The organism is Microbacterium sp. LMC-P-041, from assembly GCF_030209555.1.
Classification (GTDB): domain Bacteria; phylum Actinomycetota; class Actinomycetes; order Actinomycetales; family Microbacteriaceae; genus Microbacterium.
Genome location: NZ_JARVRV010000007.1, coordinates 65,383 through 83,873, shown reverse-complemented (window position 1 = coordinate 83,873; position 18,491 = coordinate 65,383). Strand labels below are relative to the sequence as shown.

Sequence of the window (18,491 nt, the reverse complement as noted above, 5' to 3'; positions counted from 1 at the left end):
TCCACCGCACCACGACCGGCCGGGACGACGTGCCGCACGTGGTGCCGCATGCCCCTCGTGGGCAACACACAGGTGATTTCGCTAGTCTGAAATGTCGAGTGTTGCGACTCGGGCGTGCGTCCGGGCCGTGTGAGGAGACTATTCGTGCGTTTCGTATGGGCCGTCGTGGCCTTCGTGCTGGCTGCGGGACTGATCGCTGCGGGCATCGCGCAGCGAACCATCTTCATGGGTCCGTCGACTCAGGAAGTCTCAGTCGCTGCAGAGGAACCCGCCCCGTTTGTGCTGATGGACGGCGACGTCCTTCGTGAGCACCCGGGATCTCAGACCTTGCTGGTGCGCGGAGAGGGCGAGATCTTCGCCGCCTATGGCCGCACCGCCGACATGGAAGCGTGGCTTGCCGACTCGTCGTACAACCGCGTGACGGTGGGCGACGACGGTGACCTGGAGGTCGAGCTGGTCCCCGCCGGATCAGCACCGGAAGATGATGGGGCCTCCGAAACCCCCGCCCCTGCCGAGACCCCGGCCGCGGCCGAGACTCCGGCACCGGCGGAGACGCCCGCCGAGGGCGATGCAGCCGCAGAGCCGGGCCGCAACCCCGCCGGCTCCGACCTCTGGCTGGACTCCTTCACCGAGACCGACACACTCATCGCAGACAACATGCAGCTGCCCGAGGGCGTGAGTCTGATCATCGCGTACGACGGCACCGCCGACGCACCGGACGACATCGTGGTGTCCTGGCCGCTGGACACGTCCACCCCTCTCGCCGGACCGCTCATGGCGGCGGGCGCGGCGATGCTTCTCGTCGGACTCGTGCTCTACGTCCTCGCGATCCGGCACCAGCGTCGCGGGCGAGGACCGCGGCGCAAGGGCCCCGGCCCCCTTCCGGCCACCGAGCCGATCGACGTGGCTCAGCTGCCGCCATCGGAACGCGCGGCGATCGACGACACCTCGACCACCGCTGCCGGGGATGAGCCCGGTCGGACCGGCGCAGACTCCGACGCGGCAGCCGCCGGTGACCCGGGGGCAGACGACGCCGCCGGTGCGAAGAACCCGGACCCCGATCGGAAGACGGAGATGCGTGCGCGACCCGTGAACCGTCGACGGCGCCTGCTGGCGGTCCCCGCCCTCGCCGTGACCGCGTTGCTCGCGAGCGGCTGCTCGCCTGACTCATGGCCGCAGCTCGGAGAGGGAACGCCCTCGCCGTCTCCCAGCGCGACGGTGATCGCCCCGGACAATCAGAAGCCCCCGGCAGTGACGGAGGCCCAGGCGAAGCGGATCCTGCAGGAAGTGTCGACGACCCTGTCCGACGCGGACGCGTCGATGGACATCGCTCTGGCCGGCACTCGTCTGGACGGCCCGGCGCTCACGGCTCGCACCACCGAGTACGCGCTTCGGACAGCTCTTCCGGAGACCGCACCGCCCGCCGCACTCCCGACCGATGACGTCGAGGTCGTGCTTCCCGAAGCCACCGACCGGTGGCCGCGCACGGTGCTCCTGCTCTCGAAGAGCGCTGACGACGACACCGTTCCCCCCGTCATCCTGACCATGACGCAGCAGGATCCGTGGTCGAACTACAAGGTCACGAACATGGCCGAGATGTCTGCGGATGCCGTCTTCCCCGACGTGGCTGCGTCGTGGCTCGGCACCTCACTCGTTCCCGACGATTCCGCATTCCTCAGCATCCCGCCGGGAGAGCTTGCGGAGACCTTCGCCGACGTCGTCGACGCGGGCGAGGCCAGCCCTTCCTACGGCATGTTCGACGAGATCTCGCAGAACCTCGCCCAGTCGATTCGCGACAGCCGGCAGGCGGTCGTGCAGACGCTGGCGGACAACGGAGCGGCGGAGACTTCTCAGACCGCCTTCGACATCCTCCCGGCCGATTCCGAGCCGGTCTCGATGACCACGCTGGACAGCGGTGCGATCGTGGCCGTCTCGCTCATCGACACCGAATCGGTCACCCCGACGTCACCGGACGCCGTCATCCGACTGGAAGACGCGAATCCGCAGGCGAAGGCGCTGACGGGTGTCACGGAGTCCGCGAAGGGCTTCACGACCAAGTACGAATTCCAGCTGTTCTTCTCCGTTCCCGCGCAGGGCTCGACGGAGCAGATCCGACTCATGGCGGTCCGACAGGACCTACTCTCCGTCGAGGTGATCAAATGACCGATATCTCTCCCGCCGCGCTCCGTGGAGCCGTCGACCTCTCCTCTCTGCGAAACCGGCCCGCGGCTGCTGCCGCCGGAGCGCAGAGCCCTGCTCCCGGGGCCGTGGACATCGTCGTCGATGCGACCGACGAGTCGTTCGGTCAGATCCTCGAGCTCTCCCGGACAGTGCCGGTGGTCGTCGACCTCTGGGCCGAATGGTGCGGGCCGTGCAAGCAGCTGAGCCCCATCATCGAGAAGGTGACGCGTGAACTCGGCGGCAGGGTGCTTCTCGCGAAGGTCGATGTCGACGCCAACCCGCAGCTGGCCCAGGGATTCCGCGCGCAGTCGATCCCGATGGTCGTGGCACTCATCGCCGGTCAGCCGGTTCCGATGTTCACCGGTGCAGTGCCCGAGCAACAGGTCAGAGAGGTCTTCGCGCAGCTGCTTCAGCTCGCTGCTCAGAACGGAGTGACGGGCACCTTGAACGTCGGAGAGGCGCCCGAGGGCGAGCAGACGCCGGAGGAGCCGCCGATGCCGCCGCTGCACGCGGAGGCTTTCGCCGCGATCGAGAACGGCGACTACGCCGCGGCGGTCGTGGCATACGAGAAGGCTCTCGCGGAGAATCCGCGCGATGAGGATGCGATCGCAGGCCTGGGCCAGGTCCGTCTGCTCGACCGCGTCCAGAAACTCGATCTCCAAGATGCTCGGGCCGCGGCCGCAGCCGGACCCCTCGACATCCAGGCCCAGTTCGATGTCGCCGACCTCGACCTCGCGGGAGGCCATGTCGACGATGCGTTCGGAAGGCTTCTCGACCTGTTCGCCCAGCTGCCCTCGGATGAACGAACGCCAGTGCGCGAACGTCTTCTCGAGCTGTTCGGCCTGATCGGCGTCGCAGATCCACGCGTCATCACCGCGCGCAACAGACTGTCTTCCCTGCTGTTCTGAGCTGAGAGTGCAGCGAGACGGCCCAGGCTCTCTGTCGGGCCGGGGCCGTCTCGCTGTTCGGCAGAGGCCGTCAGCCGCGGCTGATCGTGGGTACGTGCGGGTCGCTCTCGTGGCGCAACCAGATGGTCGACAGTGCGGGTACCGTGATCGTCGCCACGGCCGGTCCGTCGTCCTCCGAGTGCGCGACGACCATGCCGAGATTGCCGGATCCGCGACCGCCGTATTCTGCGGCGTCCGTGTTGAGGATCTCCTGCCACACGCCGGGGATCGGCAGCGCGAGGCTGTAACCGCTGCGCTCGACGCCGGCGAAGTTGCTGATCACCACGAGACGGCCGCCATGTGCGTCGCGGCGTTCGAAGGCGATGACATTGGGATCCCAGCTCGGGGCACCGAGGCGTGAGAACGAGGATCCGTCATTGTCCCGCTCCCAGAGCGGGGCCTGAGCGCGATAGGTGCGGTTGAGCTGTCCGACGAAACCCTGCAGCTGCGCGTGCGACGGCTGGTCGAGGAGCCACCAGTCGAGCTGGCGGGATTCCGACCATTCGGCGAGCTGGCCGAACTCCTGCCCCATGAAGAGGAGCTTCTTTCCGGGGTGACCCCACATGTATCCGAGGTATGCGCGGACATTGGCGAGCTTGTGCCAGTGGTCACCGGGCATCTTCGAGACGAGGCTGCCTTTTCCATGCACGACCTCATCGTGGCTGATCGGCAGCAGATAATTCTCCCCGAACGCGTAGACGAACGAGAACGTCATCTCACCTTCGTGGTGCGCGCGATACATCGGGTCTCGTTCGATGTACTGGAGGGAGTCGTTCATCCAGCCCATGTTCCACTTGAACCCGAAGCCGAGACCCGCGTGGTCGGTGGGTGCGGTCACACCGGGGAAGCTCGTCGATTCCTCAGCGATCATCAGCACGCCGGGGTGCAGGCGGTAGGCGGTCGCGTTGACCTCCTGGAGGAAGCGGATCGCTTCGAGGTTCTCCCGGCCCCCGTGGATGTTCGGCTCCCACTCGCCTTCGTTACGCGAGTAGTCGAGGTACAGCATCGACGCCACGGCATCCACTCGCAGGCCGTCGACATGGAACTCGCTCAGCCAGAACAGTGCGTTCGCGACCAGGAATCCGCGCACCTCAGGGCGACCGTAGTCGAAGATGAGCGTTCCCCAGTCCTGATGCTCACCGCGACGAGGGTCGGGGTGCTCGTACAGCGGCTGTCCGTCGAACCTCGCGAGGGCGAACGCGTCTTTGGGGAAGTGCCCGGGCACCCAGTCCATGATCACGCCGATTCCGGCCTGATGCAGCTGGTCGATGAGGTATCGCAGGTCATCCGGGCTGCCGAAGCGACTGGTCGCCGCGTAGTACCCGCTCACCTGATAGCCCCAGGAGCCGCCGAACGGATGCTCGGCGAGCGGCATGAACTCGATGTGCGTGAAACCGGCCTCGGTGACGTGTGCGATCAGCGGTTCTGCGGCATCGCGGTAGCTCAGGCCTCCGCGCCAGGAGCCGAGGTGCACCTCGTAGACCGACAGCGGCTGAGCGACCGCGTGAGTCGCTGCCCGGCGGGTCATCCACGCGCCGTCTGACCATGCGTAGTCCGACCGCGTGACCACCGATGCGGTCTCGGGCGGCACCTGCGCGGCCTGCGCCATCGGGTCGGCCTTGAAGATCCAGGAGCCGCCGCGGGTGCGGATCTGATACTTGTATGTCGTTCCGACGGCGAGATCGGGGATGAACAGCTCCCAGACGCCACTCACGCCCATCGAGCGCATCGCGTGCGCTTCGCCGTTCCACCCGTTGTGATCTCCGACGACTCGCACGGCTGTGGCGTTCGGGGCCCAGACGGCGAATGCGACGCCGTCTTCGGCGTCTGCGACCGTCGCGTGCGCACCCAGCACCTGCCACAGCCGCTCGTGCCGCCCTTCGGCGATCAGATGGAGATCGACGTCGCCCAGAGTCGGGAGGTGCCGGTACGGGTCGCCGGTGATCGTCTCGTCGTCGTCGCCGTACGCGGTGGCGATGCGATACGCCACCGGGGCACCGTCGTGCTGGGCCTCCCAGATGCCGTGTGCGACGTGATCGAGCTCCAATCGGCTCCCGTCCTCGAAGACGGCTGCGACCGAGGACGCGAGAGGTCGGCGAGCGCGGATCACCGTGACGGTCCGGTCACTCGCATCCGTGAACGGGTGGGAGCCGAGCACCGCGTGCGGGTCGTGATGGGCGCCGGCTGCGACAGCCGCCCAGTCCGGCGATGTAGTGGCATCTTCGACGTAGCTCATGCTCGTCTCCTCACCTTCAGAATGTGCACCGGCTCGGCGAAGGCGTCGAGGCGCACGTAGTTGTGATCGGCCCACGTCCACACGGCACCGGTCAGCAGGTCCTCCACCTCGAACGGCTCGCCAGGTGGTACGCCCCAGATCGTTGTGTCGAGGTGCACGGTGGTCTCACGCACGGAGTGCGGATCGACGTTGGCGACGACGAGGATCGTATCGGAGTGGCCCGTGCCGGTGAACGCGGCATCGAGGTGCTTGCTGTAGACGAGCACCGAGTCGTCGTCGCTCCAGTGCACGGAGAGATTGCGGAGCTGTCGAAGAGCCGGGTGCTCACGGCGGATCTCGTTCAGTCGGCGCAGGAGAGGCGCAAGCGAGTCACCCGATGCCTCCGCGCCCTCCCAGTCCCGGAACTTGAACTCGTATTTCTCGTTGTCGATGTTCTCCTCGGAACCGGGCCTCGCCACGTTCTCGAAGAGCTCGTACCCGGCGTACACGCCGTACACAGGGGCGGCGGTGGCGGCGATGCAGGCGCGGATCCGATAGGCGGCGCGGCCGCCGAACTGCAGGTACTCCGTGAGGATGTCGTGCGTGTTCACGAAGAGATTCGGCCGCATGTAGTCGCTCGTCTCGTGCGAGACGCTGGTGAGGAACTCCTCGAGCTCCGCCTTGGTGTTGCGCCAGGTGAAATAGCTGTAGCTCTGTTGGAACCCCACGGCGGCGAGCGCACGCATCACGGCGGGTCGAGTGAACGCCTCGGCCAGGAAGATCACGTCCGGGTCCTGGGCGTTCACGGTCGCGATGAGCCATTCCCAGAACTGCAGCGGCTTCGTGTGCGGGTTGTCGACGCGGAAGATCTTCACGCCTTCGCGAACCCAGTGCTGCACGATGCGGAGCATCTCCTGGTAGATACCGGCGGGATCGTTGTCGAAGTTCAGCGGGTAGATGTCCTGGTACTTCTTGGGCGGGTTCTCTGCGTAGGCGATGGTGCCATCCGGGAGAGTGGTGAACCACTCGGGGTGCTCATCGACCCACGGGTGGTCCGGAGAGGCCTGCAGTGCGAGATCGAGAGCGACCTCCAGCCCTTCGTTCTTCGCCGCCCTGACGAATGCGCGGAAGTCGGCCGGCTTGCCGAGTTCCGGGTGGATCGCATCGTGGCCGCCGTCAACGGAGCCGATGGCATACGGTGAGCCCGGATCGCCTGGCTCCGTCGTCAGAGTGTTGTTGCGTCCCTTGCGGTTGGTCGTTCCGATCGGATGGATCGGCACCAGGTAGATGACGTCGAAGCCCATGGCGGCGACAGCGGGAAGACGCTTGGCGGCTGTCCTGAACGTACCGCTCTTGACAGTGCCGTCCTTCAGGCGTTTCGCGCCCTCCGAGCGGGGAAAGAACTCGTACCAGGCCCCGACGCCTGCGGCGGTCCGCTCCACGAGCAGAGTGTGCGTGGCAGATGCTGAACGCAGCGTCATGAGAGGCCGCTCATGGAAGAGACCGCCCAGCTCGGCGTCGGTCGAGACCGCGGTGGTGGTCTCTGCATCGCCCCCCGCTAGTGCGGTGGCGTGTTCGCTGATGCGTCTGCGCTGAGCCGCAGGGCGATCCTTCTCTTTCGCTGCGCGCGCGAGAAGTTCGGCGCCGAGGGCTGCCATGACCGGCACATCGACGCCCGCGGCGACCTTCACCTCGGCGGCGTGCGCCCAGGTCGCGAAGTCGTCGGAGAACGCCTCGAAGCGAAACGCCCACGGGCCCTGCATGTCCACAGCGACCTCCGCTGCCCAGCGATCGCTCCCATCGAGCAAGGGCGTCAATCGGTGCAGGGACTCCTCGCCGTTCGGGGCCGTCAACCGGAGCTGCACCCCGATCAGGTCGTGCCCTTCACGGAAGGCGACGACGCTGAACGGCACCACCTCGCCGACGAACGCCTTGGGCGCGAAGCCTCCGGGGACGGACGGTGCGCCGCCCACCAGAGGAATTCGCGTCGCGACGAGTCCGTCGCCGTCCGAGACGGCGCCCAGCGGGCGCGACGGGATCTGCGCGGGGCTTCGGAGAGCCTTCGGACTGATGCTGCTCATACGTGCGGCCACCCCCCGAATGTACCGCTCGCGGCGTGAAGCGGGTAGCTCGCGGAGGGCCCCGGCGCGCCGCCCTTCATTCCACGCGGAAGAGTCGCATGGAGGTGCCGGGGATGGGAAGGACGTCGCCGGAGGCGAACACCTCGCCGCCGTCTTGCGGGCGGTCGTCGGCGCTCGACCACAGCGAGACGAAACGCGTCGCCTCCTCGAGGTCGTCGGGCAGACGCACGTCGATGGGCGACTCCGTCCCGTGCACGATGAGGAGGATCCGATTGGCCGATTCGCGATCGGGGGTCGAGGCCGCCACATACTGCAGAGTGCGGTTACCAGGGTCCGTCCACTGCTGGCTCTCCATCGTCTCGCCGTTCTGGTCGAACCAGTCCATGACAGAGGCGTTGGGGATGTGCTCACCGAGTCGGGCGTACCGGCTCGGACGCAGGGCGGGATTCTCGGAACGGAGCTGGATGAGTCGAGCGACGTGTGCGCGCAGGTCCTCCTGCCACGGTTCCGCGTCCCAGCCGAGCCACGTCATCGACGAATCCTGGGCGTAGGCATTGTTGTTTCCGCGTTGCGTCCGACCGACCTCATCGCCGGCCGTGAGCATGGGGATCCCGGCGGACAGCAGCAGGGTGCCGAGCAGGTTGCGCATCGCCTTTCGCCGGGCAGCGAGGATCGCAGGGTCGTCGGTCGGCCCCTCGATACCGTGATTGAAAGCCCGATTCATGTCTGCACCATCGCGATTCTGTTCGCCGTTCGCCTCATTGTGCTTGACGTCGTACGACACGAGGTCATGCATGGTGAAGCCGTCGTGCGCGGTGACGAAGTTGATGCTGGCCAGCGGTCCCCGAACATCGGCGAAAGTGTTCGACGAGCCGGCGAGACGCGTCGCGAAGCCCCCGATGCCGACCGGAGCGGACGCACGACGCGCATAGTCGATGTCGCTCAGCCAGAAGTTCCTGACCCGGTCGCGGTAGCGGTCGTTCCACTCCATCCAGCCGTTCGGGAAGTTGCCGGTCTGCCAGCCGCCCATACCGACGTCCCACGGCTCGGCGATGAGCTTGGTGTCGCGGAGGATCGGATCGTTCGCGATGGCGGTGAGAAGCGGGTGCTCGGGCGTATAGGTGTGCGAGCCGTCGCGCGCGATCGCGGCCGCGAGATCGAAGCGGAAGCCGTCGATCTGCATCTCCTGCGCCCAGTAGCGCAGCGAGTCGAGCACGAGGCGCGCTCCGGCATCGGTCGAGGTGTCGAGCGTGTTGCCGCAGCCTGTCGTGTCGATGTACGCGCCTGATGCGTCCTGTCGGTAGTAGCTGGCGTTGTCGATGCCGCGCAGACTGGACCGAGGTCCACCGAGGCCCTCTTCCGACGTGTGGTTGTACACGACGTCCAGGATGACTTCGAGTCCGGCTTCGTGCAGCAGTCGCACCATGCCTTTGAACTCGGCGAGAACGGCCTCGGGGCCGCCCTTGCGTGCGTCCTCCGTGGCGTAGGCGTTGTGCGGTGTGAAGAAGTTGAGGGTGTTGTAGCCCCAGTAGTTCGTGAGGCCGCGCTCGAGCAGGCGAGGCTCCGGAACGAACGCCTGGACGGGCAGGAGCTCGATCGAGGTGATCCCGAGAGAGTGGAAGTACTCGATCATCGCGGGATGCGCGAGTCCGGCGTATGTGCCGTGCAGAGCCGGGGGCACATCGGGCTGACGCTTGGTCAGCCCCTTCAGGTGCCCTTCGTAGATCACGGTGCGGTCGAGCGGTATCCGTGGCTTGACGGACTCTCCCCAGTCGAACCCGTCGACGATCACCACGGAGCGCCACTCCTCGTAGCCGTCGCCCTGCGCGAGACCGCGAGCGTAGGGGTCGAGGAGCAGAGTCTCGGGGTTGAACGTGTTCCCCGGCCCGTGTGGCCCTCCGACGCGGATCGCATACCGGGTGCCGGGCTGGAGCAGTTCTGTCGTCACCTCCCAGATGCCGCCGGGAAGGCGTGCGAGATCGACCTGGTCGATGACCCAGTCGAGGTCGGTGGCATCGAAGACGACGAGTTCGATGGAGGACGCGTTCTGTGACCAGACGCGGAGGGTTCCGACGCCGTCGTGAAGGCGCACACCGAGGTTGTCGAGTGCAGTACCGCCGGGCACGGTGATGTCTCGGATCGCGGGCATGAGTACACCATAGAGGTCTGCGCTCGGGTCTCAGGACAGCATGCACTCAGTTCCAGGTGCACGCCACTGCGCGGAAAATGGGGGAGAGTGGAGGGATGCAGCACTATCTCGACCACGCCGCGACGACGCCGCTGCGTCCCGAGGCGCGGGAGGCGTGGCTCGAAGCGAGCGAGATGGTCGGGAATGCGTCATCGACGCACGGTGCCGGCCAGGACGCGCGGCGCCTGCTCGAGGAGGCACGCGAGCGCTCGGCCGCAGTGCTCGACTGCGATCCCATCGAGGTCGTGTTCACCTCCGGGGGCACGGAGTCGATCAATCTCGCGCTTCAGGGGTTGTGGCAGGCGCGGCCGGCGGAGTCGGATGCCATCGTGATGCCGGATGCCGAGCACCACGCGACGATGGACACCGTCGAGGCTCTGGTGGCGGCAGGGGCGGTGCTGCGCGCTGTTCCGGTATATCGCTCGGCGGCCATCGACGTGGACGAGTTCACTGCCCAGCTTCCGGGCGCGGCGCTGGCGACCGCGCTCGTCGCCAACAACGAGGCCGGGACGATCAACGACGCCGCGATGCTGGCGTCGTCGACCGCGCAGGCGCTCGTTCCCCTCCATCTCGATGCGGTCGCGGCCCTCGGACACCTGCCTCTGTCGTTCCGCGCGCTGAGAGGCGATGCGCCCGACTCGGTCGGTCTTGTCGCGATGAGCGTGGCCGGACACAAGATCGGCGCGCCGGTCGGCGTCGGAGCCTTGGTGGTCGCTCGCACCGCGCGGCTCTCCGCACTCCTTCGCGGCGGCGCGCAGCAGCGCGGACTTCGCGCCGGAACGCAGGACGTGGCCGGTGCCGCGGCCTTCGCCACCGCGCTCGAGCTCGCCGAGTCGGAGCGAGAGACGGAGACCGCACGGCTGGCGACGATGCGCGATCGGCTGATCGACGGCATCCTGGCGCGGGTGCCGCAGGCCGAGCTTCTGGGAGACGGCTCGCGACGGCTCCCCGGCAACGCCCACATACTGTTTCCCGGAGCGGTGGGGGAGAGCCTGCTCTTCCTTCTCGACATGGCAGGCATCGCCGCGTCGACCGGGTCGGCCTGCCAGGCGGGTGTGGCGGAGCCATCGCATGTCGTGATGGCGATGGGGCGCAGTGAGCAGGACGCGCGCAGCGCGCTCCGATTCACGCTGGGACGCACATCGACGGACGCCGACGTCGATGCCGTCCTCGCATCCATCGGCGAGGCCTACCTGCGGGCTTCCGGCTCCGGCTCAGCCGCACGCTCGTAGACTGGTCCCATGAGGATTCTTGCGGCCATGAGTGGCGGAGTGGACTCCGCAGTCGCGGCCGCACGGGCCGTGGACGCGGGGCACGACGTCGTCGGCGTGCATCTCGCGCTGTCCCGGGCGGGCGGTACGCTGCGCACCGGAAGCCGGGGTTGCTGCACGATCGAGGATGCGCTCGATGCGCGTCGCGCGGCCGATCTCCTGGGCATCCCGTTCTACGTCTGGGACTTCTCCGAGCGCTTCCGCGACGACGTGATCGCCGATTTCGTCTCGGAGTACCAGGCAGGGCGCACCCCCAATCCCTGCATGCGCTGCAATGAGAAGATCAAGTTCGCCGCCCTTCTCGAGCGCGCCATCGAGCTCGGTTTCGACGCGGTGTGCACCGGGCACTACGCGACGCTGATCCCCACGGACGCCGGTCTCGAGCTGCACAGAGCCGCGGACAACGCCAAGGATCAGTCCTATGTGCTCGGCGTACTCACCGCCGAGCAGCTGGCGCACACCTACTTCCCGCTCGGAACGACTCCGTCCAAGGCAGTCGTGCGTGCCGAGGCGGAGGAGCGTGGGCTGAGTGTCGCGCAGAAGCCCGACAGCCACGACATCTGCTTCATTCCCGACGGTGACACGCGAGGCTGGCTGGCCGAGAAGGTCGGTACCGCCACCGGTGAGATCGTCGACCGCACGGGTTCCGTCGTCGGCTCGCACGAGGGCGCGCACGCTTTCACGGTCGGTCAGCGCCGTGGTCTGAAGCTCGGCGTCCCGGCGGCCGACGGCAAGCCCCGCTTCGTGCTTGAGGTGCGGCCGGTGTCCAACACGGTGGTCGTGGGGCCGAAGGAGGCTCTCGCGACGCGTGAGATCTCGGGCGATCGATTCAGCTGGGCGGGCGCAGCGCCCGTCGACTCCGAGTTCGACTGCGAGGTGCAGATCCGTGCCCACGCCGAGCCGGAAGCAGCCCGGGCATTCGTCTCGCCCGAGGGCGTGCGCGTCGTGCCCGAGCAGCCGCTCAACGGGGTCGCGCCGGGCCAGACCGCCGTGCTGTACGTCGGAACGCGCGTGCTCGGCCAGTTCACGATCGACCGCACCGTGTCCGCAGTGCCGGTCGACGCATAGCGCCTGCCTCTCGATGTCGGCGCCCGCTCGTAGACTGGCGGGGTGCCGGAGAACATCTCGCTGGAAGACGCCCGTATCGAAGCGGACGAGCTGACCACTCGAATCCTCGAAGCGAAGGACGCGTACTACGGGCGCGACACTTCACTCGTCGACGACTTCACCTACGACGGGTGGATGCACAGGCTCGAAGAGCTGGAGCGGATGCATCCCGAGCTGCAGGGTCAGGACTCGCCCACTCAGATGGTGGGGGCGGCCGAGGCCACCGGGCTCGCCACCATCGAGCACGCGGAGCGGATGCTGAGTCTCGACAACGTGTTCTCGATCGACGAGCTCAGGGATTGGGCCGCCAAGACGCGCGCCTCTGCGGGGCGAGCTGTCGACTGGCTCACCGAACTCAAGATCGACGGCCTCGCGATCAATCTCCGCTACGAGAACGGGCGGCTGACGTCGGCGGCGACGCGGGGAGATGGGCGCGTCGGTGAGATCGTCACCGAGAACGCGCTGCGCCTTCCCGAGATCCCCCTCGAGCTCAGCGGCGAAGGTCACCCTCCCATCGTCGAGGTGCGCGGCGAGGTGTTCATTCCCGTGGCCGCCTTCGAGCGCCTGAATGCCGCACAGGCGGAGTTCCGCGACCGGGCCTACGCCGATGCTCTCGCCCGCTGGGAGGCTCGGAGCGGAGCGAAGAAGCCGTTCGACGAAGAGAAGGCGCGAACTGCTGCGGCTCGGCGGTTCCCCTCGTTCGCGAATCCGCGCAACGCGGCGAGTGGTGGCCTGCGTCAGCAGATCGACAAGAAGGAGGGGCTCGAACTCGAGGCGGGGATGCTGCGCATCGAGTCGCTCGCGCTGTACGTGCACGGCATCGGGGCCTGGGAGAATCCGCCGGTCGCCGCACAGAGTCAGGTCTACGACAAGCTGTCGGACTGGGGGCTGCCGACCAGCCCGCACACCAGGGTGTGCACGAGCATCGACGACGTGGTTGCGTTCGTCGAGTACTTCGGCGAGCACCGGCACGATATCGAGCACGAGCTGGACGGGATCGTCGTCAAGGTCGACGAGCTGTCCCTCCACGACGAGCTCGGCGCCACCAGTCGGGCGCCTCGCTGGGCGATCGCGTACAAGTACCCGCCCGAAGAGGTGCAGACGAAGCTGCTCGACATCGTCGTGTCTGTGGGTCGAACCGGCAGGGCGACGCCGTTCGCGGTGATGGCTCCCGCCCAGGTCGCGGGGAGCGTCGTCAGGCAGGCGACGCTGCACAACAAGGACGTTGTGAAAGCCAAGGGAGTGCTGATCGGCGACACCGTCGTCCTGCGCAAGGCGGGCGACGTGATCCCCGAGGTCCTCGGTCCGGTCGTCGAGAAACGCGACGGTACCGAGCGGGAGTTCGTGATGCCGATCGAATGCCCCGAGTGCGGCACGCCGCTGCGTCCGATGAAGGAGGGCGACATCGATCTGCGCTGCCCCAACGCGCGCTCGTGTCCGGCCCAGGTTCGCGGTCGTGTCGAGCACATCGGTTCGCGGGGCGCCCTCGACATCGAGGCGCTCGGAGAAGTCACGGCTGCCGCGCTCACCCAGCCGACCTCGCCGGCGACACCGCCTCTCGAGACCGAAGCCGGACTGTTCGCGCTGACGCTCGATGAGATCGTGCCGATCGAGCTCGTCGTGCGCGACGCCGAGACGGGGCTGCCCAAGGAGGACGAAGACGGCCTCGTGAAGACGAGGGCGCCATTCCGACGCAACCCGACCGCGACAGAGAAGAAGTCGGGGCTGGAGGGCCCCCAGCCCTCCTCTCAAGCTGTGACTCTGCTCGCGGAACTCGAGAAGGCGAAGACCAAGGACCTTTGGCGGCTGCTCGTCTCACTGAACATCCGTCACGTCGGGCCGGTCGCGGCGAGGGCGCTGGCGCAGTGGTTCGGTTCGCTCGACGCGATCCGCGCGGCCTCTCGCGACGAGCTCGCCGCTGTGGAAGGAGTCGGCGGCATCATCGCCGACTCCTTGCTCGCGTGGTTCGATGTCGACTGGCACCAGGACATCGTTCGTCGCTGGGCCGAGGCAGGCGTCCAGTGGGCCACGCCCGGTCATCCCGGTCCGGGCGCGGCAGTCGTCCAGGGCGGTGTGTTGGACGGGATCACGGTGGTCGCGACCGGTTCGCTCGACGGGTACACCCGAGATGGAGCGCAGGAGGCCATCCTCAAGGCGGGCGGTAAGGCCGCGTCGAGCGTCTCCAAGAAGACGGACTTCGTCGCGGCCGGTCCCGGAGCGGGGTCGAAGCTGGGGAAGGCGGAGGAGCTCGGCATCCGCATCCTCGATGCCGCTCAGTTCCACATCCTCGTCACGGAGGGGCCGGACGCTCTGGGATGAGGCGATATGGACCGCTGATCGCCGTCTCCGGCGCGATGGCTGTGGGAGACCCGGGCCGCAACCACCTGCGTCTGACGCCTGATGCGCTCCTGATCCGCCACGGCACAGAGAACCGGGGAATCATTCCCTGGTCCCAGGTGCAGCGAGTGATCCTCGACGTGCCCACCACGCGGTTCCGTCTGCCCGGCCTCTTGAGCACGCTCGTCCTCGGCGCCCTGACGTTCCTCGCCGTGTCCGATCTCGGATTCGACCCTGATGATGGCGCGGTCGAGCTCCTGGCAGACGGGGAAACGTCGATCGCACCGCTGAGCCGTCACCACGTCGGCGGGTACTGGACACCGACGGTGGACGGGGCGCACCGGCTGCTGCAGCATCTCATCGACAACCCGGAGCAGAGAGCGTTGCTCGCGCGCCCTGAACAGCTCATCGACGTGGCCGCGCGTCTCGCTCGCCACAGGCCTTCAGGAGCCTGACGCGCAGGCTGGCCCTTCAGGATGGCTGCCCATCGGTGCACGCGAGCGCGCCGTGCCCGGACTTTCGTCCGGGCACGGCGCGCTCGATGCGTTCTACGGCTGATCAGCCCTTGTGTCGGGGCTTGCGGAACGGCTTCTCGCCTCGCTCATCGGTGCGAGCAGGACGGTCGTCACGGTCGTAGCGCGGACGGTCATCGCGGCGCTCGAACCCACCGCGGGCGCCGTCACGAGGGCCGTCGTTACGACGGGCTCCAGGCCCACGGTCGGGCTTGATCTCGATGAGCCGACCCGAGATGCGGGTGTCCTTCAGCTTCTCCAGGACGGACGAGTCGAGGTTCGCCGGCAACTCGACGACAGTGAAGTCCGGCCGGATGTTGATCGCGCCGAAGTCATCACGACCCAGGCCGCCCTCATTCGCGAGTGCGCCGACGATCTGACGGGGCTCGACGCGGTGACGGCGTCCGACCTCGATGCGGTACGGCTTGTAGTCGCCGCGCCCACGGCGCTCGCGCGGTTCGCGGGTCTCGCGACGCTCGCGAGTGTTGCTCTCGCGCGGCGGACGGTTGTCGTACTCGACCGCTTTCGACAGGGCGTCGTCGGCCGGGTCGAGCAGCAGAGGAGTATCGCCCTGGGCGACGACAGCGAGCGCAGCTGCGACATCGGCCTCGGGCACATCGTGGTTGCGCACGTAGTGGTCGATGATGTCGCGGAACTTCTCGATGCGGGTGCTATCGCTGAGCGCCGTCGTGATCGCGTCGTCGAAGCGGGCGAGGCGCGTGGTGTTCACGTCGTCGAGGCTGGGCAGCTGCATCTGAGTGGGCTGCTGACGCGTGGCCTTCTCGATCGACTTGAGCAGGTAGCGCTCACGCGGGGTGATGAAGCTGATCGCGTCTCCGGTGCGTCCCGCGCGGCCGGTGCGGCCGATGCGGTGCACGTACGACTCGGTGTCGGTGGGGATGTCGAAGTTGATGACGTGGCTGATGCGCTCGACGTCGAGACCGCGAGCGGCCACGTCGGTCGCGACGAGGATGTCGAGCTTGCTCGCCTTGAGCTGGTTGACGCTGCGCTCACGCTGGACCTGGGGCACGTCGCCGTTGATGGCGGCGGCGGAGTATCCGCGGGCACGCAGCTTCTCGGCCAGCGTCTCGGTCTCGTTCTTCGTGCGGACGAACACGATCATGCCGTCGAAGTTCTCGACCTCGAGGATGCGAGTGAGCGCATCCACCTTCTGCGCGTACGACACCACGAGGTACCGCTGCGTGATGTTGGTGCCGGTGGCGGTCTTCGACTTGATGCTGATCTCTTCGGGCTCACGCAGGTACTTCTGCGCGAGTCGGCGGATCTGCGGGGGCATGGTCGCTGAGAAGAGGGCTACCTGCTTCTCCTCGGGCGTCTGCGCGAGGATCTGCTCGACGTCTTCGGCGAAGCCCATCTTGAGCATCTCGTCGGCTTCATCGAGCACCAGGTACTGCAGCTGGGACAGGTCGAGGGTGCCCTTGGCGAGGTGGTCCATGATGCGACCGGGGGTGCCGACGATCACGTGCACGCCGCGGCGCAGCGCCGACAGCTGCACGCCGTAGCCCTGTCCGCCGTAGACGGGGAGGACGTGGACGCCCTTCATCTTCGACGCGTACGACTCGAACGCCTCGCACACCTGCAGAGCGAGCTCGCGGGTCGGAGCGAGCACGAGAGCTTGCGGGGTCTTCTGGGACACGTCGAGGCGCTCGAGCACGGGGAGCGCGAATGCCGCGGTCTTTCCCGTTCCGGTCTGCGCCATACCGACGACATCGCGACCGGAGAGCAGGGTCGGGATCGTGGCGGCTTGGATGGGGGAGGGGGTCTCGTAGCCGAGGTCCTTGATGGCCTTGAGGACGGGGCCGGTGATGCCGAGCTCCTCGAATCCAGGGGTCTCGGGGGCGTCGGTGGGCACAGCGTCTTCAGGAGTCACTGACCAAGGGTAGCGCTTCGCGGGATTCCGCGCCTGTGAGGGCGCCCTCAGGAGCCGGAAGTCAGAGTGAGCAGTCTCTCCTTGACCTGGCGACGCAGCACCTTGCCGATCAGCGATTTGGGCAGCTCGTCGACGATGAACAGACGCCGCGGAACCTTGTACGGGGTGAGGATGCTGCGCGCATACTCGCGGATCGCTTCGACGTCGACGTCTGCCCCCGCGTCGACGACGATCGCGGCGACGACCTCCTCGCCGGAGTGGTCGCTCGGCAGACCGACCACGGCAGCGTCCACGACCTGAGGATGCTGACGCAGAGCGCTCTCGACCTCGGTGGGGGCCACATTGAAGCCACCGGTGATGATCAGCTCCTTGATGCGGTCGACGATCCGGATGAAACCCGCCTCATCGACCGTCACGATGTCGCCGGTGCGGAACCAGCCGTCGACGAAGACGGCCTCCGTCTCCTCCGGCTTGCCGTAGTAGCCGGAGAACACCTGGGGTCCGCGCACCAGGAGCTCACCCGCGGATCCCTCAGGAACGTCGACGGTCGGGTTCTCGGGATCGACGACGCGGCATTCGGTTCCCGGAAGAGGAAGTCCCACGGTGCCGGGCACGCGGTTGTCAGCTACGGGGTTCGCCATCAACACGGGGGAGCACTCGCTGAGTCCGTACCCTTCGACGAGGAAGCCATGCGTCGCCGCCTCGAACGGCACCACGAGTTCGTGCGGCAAAGCCATGGCACCGGAGATCGCGACCTCGATGCCGTCGAGCGAGACATCCTTCGCCTTCGCCGCCGACAGCAGGCGGTCGGCGATCGGGGGCACGAGGGGAAGGAAGGTGGCGGGGTGCTTCTTCATCACGTCGAGCACGAGATCCGGATCGAACTTCGGGAAGAGCACCAGGCGCGCACCCATCGACATCGCGAACGTCAGGCAGAGCGTCAGACCGTATGCGTGGAACATCGGCAGCACCGCGTACACGACGCAGCCCTTGCCGCGCTGGATCGACGGAACCCATGCCTGCGACTGCGCGGCGTTCGCGAGCAGGTTGCCGTGGGTCAGGGCGGCGCCCTTGGGGGTTCCCGTCGTGCCGGACGTGTATTGGATGATCGCGAGGTCGTCGGTGGCGGGCTTCGGGTGCGCGGCAGGGATCGGGGCGGACTGCACCAGTGAGTCCCAGGTGACGGTTCCTCGCACCTTCTCGGTCAGAGCGGCGCGAGACTCACGGGCCTTCGCCACCGGCAGCCGTAGCGCCACACGAGTGAGAAGGGGCATCGCGCGCGTCACATCGACGGAGATGAGGTTCGTCACGGCGAGGTCGGCGGGGAACTCCTGCACCGTGGCGACGACCTTGTTCCACACGATCGCGTGCTTCGCGCCATGGTCCTCGAACTGCTTCCGCAGCTCGCGCGGGGTGTAGAGCGGGTTGTGCTCGACGACGACGGCGCCGAGACGGAGCACCGCGTAGAACGCCACGATGTGCTGCGGACAGTTCGGAAGCACGATCGCCACGGGATCGCCCGCCCGCACGCCGAGGTCGCGCAGTCCTGCGGCTGCTCGGTCGATCGCATTCTGCAGTTCTGAGTACGACGTCTCACGACCGAAGAACTGCAGGGCGGGGGCATCCGGGTAGTCGCGGGCGGACGCGGCGACGATGTCGACCAGCGATCCGGACACGGGGGAGAGGTCTTCCGGGACGCCTGCGGCATAGCTGGCGATCCATGGGCGAGGAGGCTGGTACGAGCTCACCCGCCCAGCATAG

At 67.4% G+C, this 18,491-nt stretch carries 11 protein-coding genes; 6 read left to right on the top strand and 5 right to left on the bottom strand.

The window, feature by feature from the left end:
* The first annotated feature begins 144 nt into the window (after nucleotides 1–144).
* Both QRN21_RS14575 and QRN21_RS14570 read left to right on the top strand, forming a co-directional pair.
* On the top strand, nucleotides 145–2,163 hold the full coding sequence (locus QRN21_RS14575; RefSeq protein WP_285364809.1) for a DUF8094 domain-containing protein: 2,019 nt from the start codon (nucleotides 145–147) through the stop codon (nucleotides 2,161–2,163).
* Nucleotides 2,160–3,089, top strand: a complete 930-nt coding sequence (locus tag QRN21_RS14570) for a tetratricopeptide repeat protein (protein WP_285364806.1) — start codon at nucleotides 2,160–2,162, stop codon at nucleotides 3,087–3,089. The genes QRN21_RS14575 and QRN21_RS14570 overlap by 4 nt, the downstream gene beginning before the upstream one ends.
* 70 nt (nucleotides 3,090–3,159) lie before the next feature.
* Here the strand turns inward: QRN21_RS14570 and glgB are convergent, their stop codons facing one another.
* The 3 genes from glgB to glgX form a co-directional block, all read right to left on the bottom strand.
* Nucleotides 3,160–5,364, bottom strand: coding sequence for a 1,4-alpha-glucan branching protein GlgB (gene glgB / locus QRN21_RS14565; RefSeq protein ID WP_053096004.1), 2,205 nt, complete (start codon nucleotides 5,362–5,364; stop codon nucleotides 3,160–3,162).
* Nucleotides 5,361–7,424, bottom strand: a complete 2,064-nt coding sequence (locus QRN21_RS14560) for an alpha-1,4-glucan--maltose-1-phosphate maltosyltransferase (RefSeq protein ID WP_285364803.1) — start codon at nucleotides 7,422–7,424, stop codon at nucleotides 5,361–5,363. The genes glgB and QRN21_RS14560 overlap by 4 nt, the downstream gene beginning before the upstream one ends.
* Nucleotides 7,425–7,500: 76 nt before the next feature.
* Complete coding sequence (gene glgX / locus QRN21_RS14555; protein WP_285364800.1) at nucleotides 7,501–9,573, bottom strand: glycogen debranching protein GlgX; 2,073 nt, start codon at nucleotides 9,571–9,573, stop codon at nucleotides 7,501–7,503.
* 95 nt (nucleotides 9,574–9,668) lie between these two features.
* On the opposite strand from glgX, the gene QRN21_RS14550 reads away from it, so the two are divergent.
* Genes QRN21_RS14550 through QRN21_RS14535 form a run of 4 tightly spaced genes read left to right on the top strand, consistent with a single transcriptional unit; the run spans nucleotide 9,669 to nucleotide 14,782 of the window.
* Nucleotides 9,669–10,844 carry a cysteine desulfurase family protein gene (locus QRN21_RS14550; protein WP_056278682.1) on the top strand — a complete coding sequence of 392 codons (1,176 nt, stop codon included), beginning with the start codon at nucleotides 9,669–9,671 and terminating at the stop codon, nucleotides 10,842–10,844.
* A 9-nt stretch (nucleotides 10,845–10,853) separates the two neighbouring features.
* Nucleotides 10,854–11,951, top strand: a complete 1,098-nt coding sequence (gene mnmA, locus QRN21_RS14545; protein WP_187249587.1) for a tRNA 2-thiouridine(34) synthase MnmA — start codon at nucleotides 10,854–10,856, stop codon at nucleotides 11,949–11,951.
* A gap of 42 nt (nucleotides 11,952–11,993) precedes the next feature.
* Entirely contained in the window at nucleotides 11,994–14,309 is a 2,316-nt protein-coding gene (gene ligA, locus QRN21_RS14540; RefSeq protein WP_285364795.1) for an NAD-dependent DNA ligase LigA, read from the top strand.
* Nucleotides 14,306–14,782, top strand: coding sequence for a hypothetical protein (locus QRN21_RS14535; RefSeq protein WP_285364793.1), 477 nt, complete (start codon nucleotides 14,306–14,308; stop codon nucleotides 14,780–14,782). The genes ligA and QRN21_RS14535 overlap by 4 nt, the downstream gene beginning before the upstream one ends.
* 103 nt (nucleotides 14,783–14,885) lie before the next feature.
* Here QRN21_RS14535 and QRN21_RS14530 read toward each other — a convergent pair whose 3' ends face one another.
* A complete protein-coding gene (locus QRN21_RS14530; RefSeq protein ID WP_053096010.1) occupies nucleotides 14,886–16,730 on the bottom strand; it encodes a DEAD/DEAH box helicase in 1,845 nt (614 codons plus the stop codon).
* A gap of 47 nt (nucleotides 16,731–16,777) precedes the next feature.
* Nucleotides 16,778–18,478: a long-chain-fatty-acid--CoA ligase gene (locus QRN21_RS14525; protein ID WP_053096011.1), complete on the bottom strand. Its 1,701-nt coding sequence runs from the start codon at nucleotides 18,476–18,478 to the stop codon at nucleotides 16,778–16,780.
* Between the last annotated feature and the right edge of the window lie 13 nt (nucleotides 18,479–18,491).

Excerpts from the sequence above, each read along its gene's own strand:
- QRN21_RS14570 (WP_285364806.1), top strand. The coding sequence starts at position 2,160 with ATGACCGATATCTCTCCCGCCGCGCTCCGTGGAGCCGTCGACCTCTCC.
- glgB (WP_053096004.1), bottom strand. The coding sequence starts at position 5,364 with ATGAGCTACGTCGAAGATGCCACTACATCGCCGGACTGGGCGGCTGTC.
- QRN21_RS14560 (WP_285364803.1), bottom strand. The coding sequence starts at position 7,424 with ATGAGCAGCATCAGTCCGAAGGCTCTCCGAAGCCCCGCGCAGATCCCG.
- glgX (WP_285364800.1), bottom strand. The coding sequence starts at position 9,573 with ATGCCCGCGATCCGAGACATCACCGTGCCCGGCGGTACTGCACTCGAC.
- QRN21_RS14550 (WP_056278682.1), top strand. The coding sequence starts at position 9,669 with ATGCAGCACTATCTCGACCACGCCGCGACGACGCCGCTGCGTCCCGAG.
- mnmA (WP_187249587.1), top strand. The coding sequence starts at position 10,854 with ATGAGGATTCTTGCGGCCATGAGTGGCGGAGTGGACTCCGCAGTCGCG.
- QRN21_RS14535 (WP_285364793.1), top strand. The coding sequence starts at position 14,306 with ATGAGGCGATATGGACCGCTGATCGCCGTCTCCGGCGCGATGGCTGTG.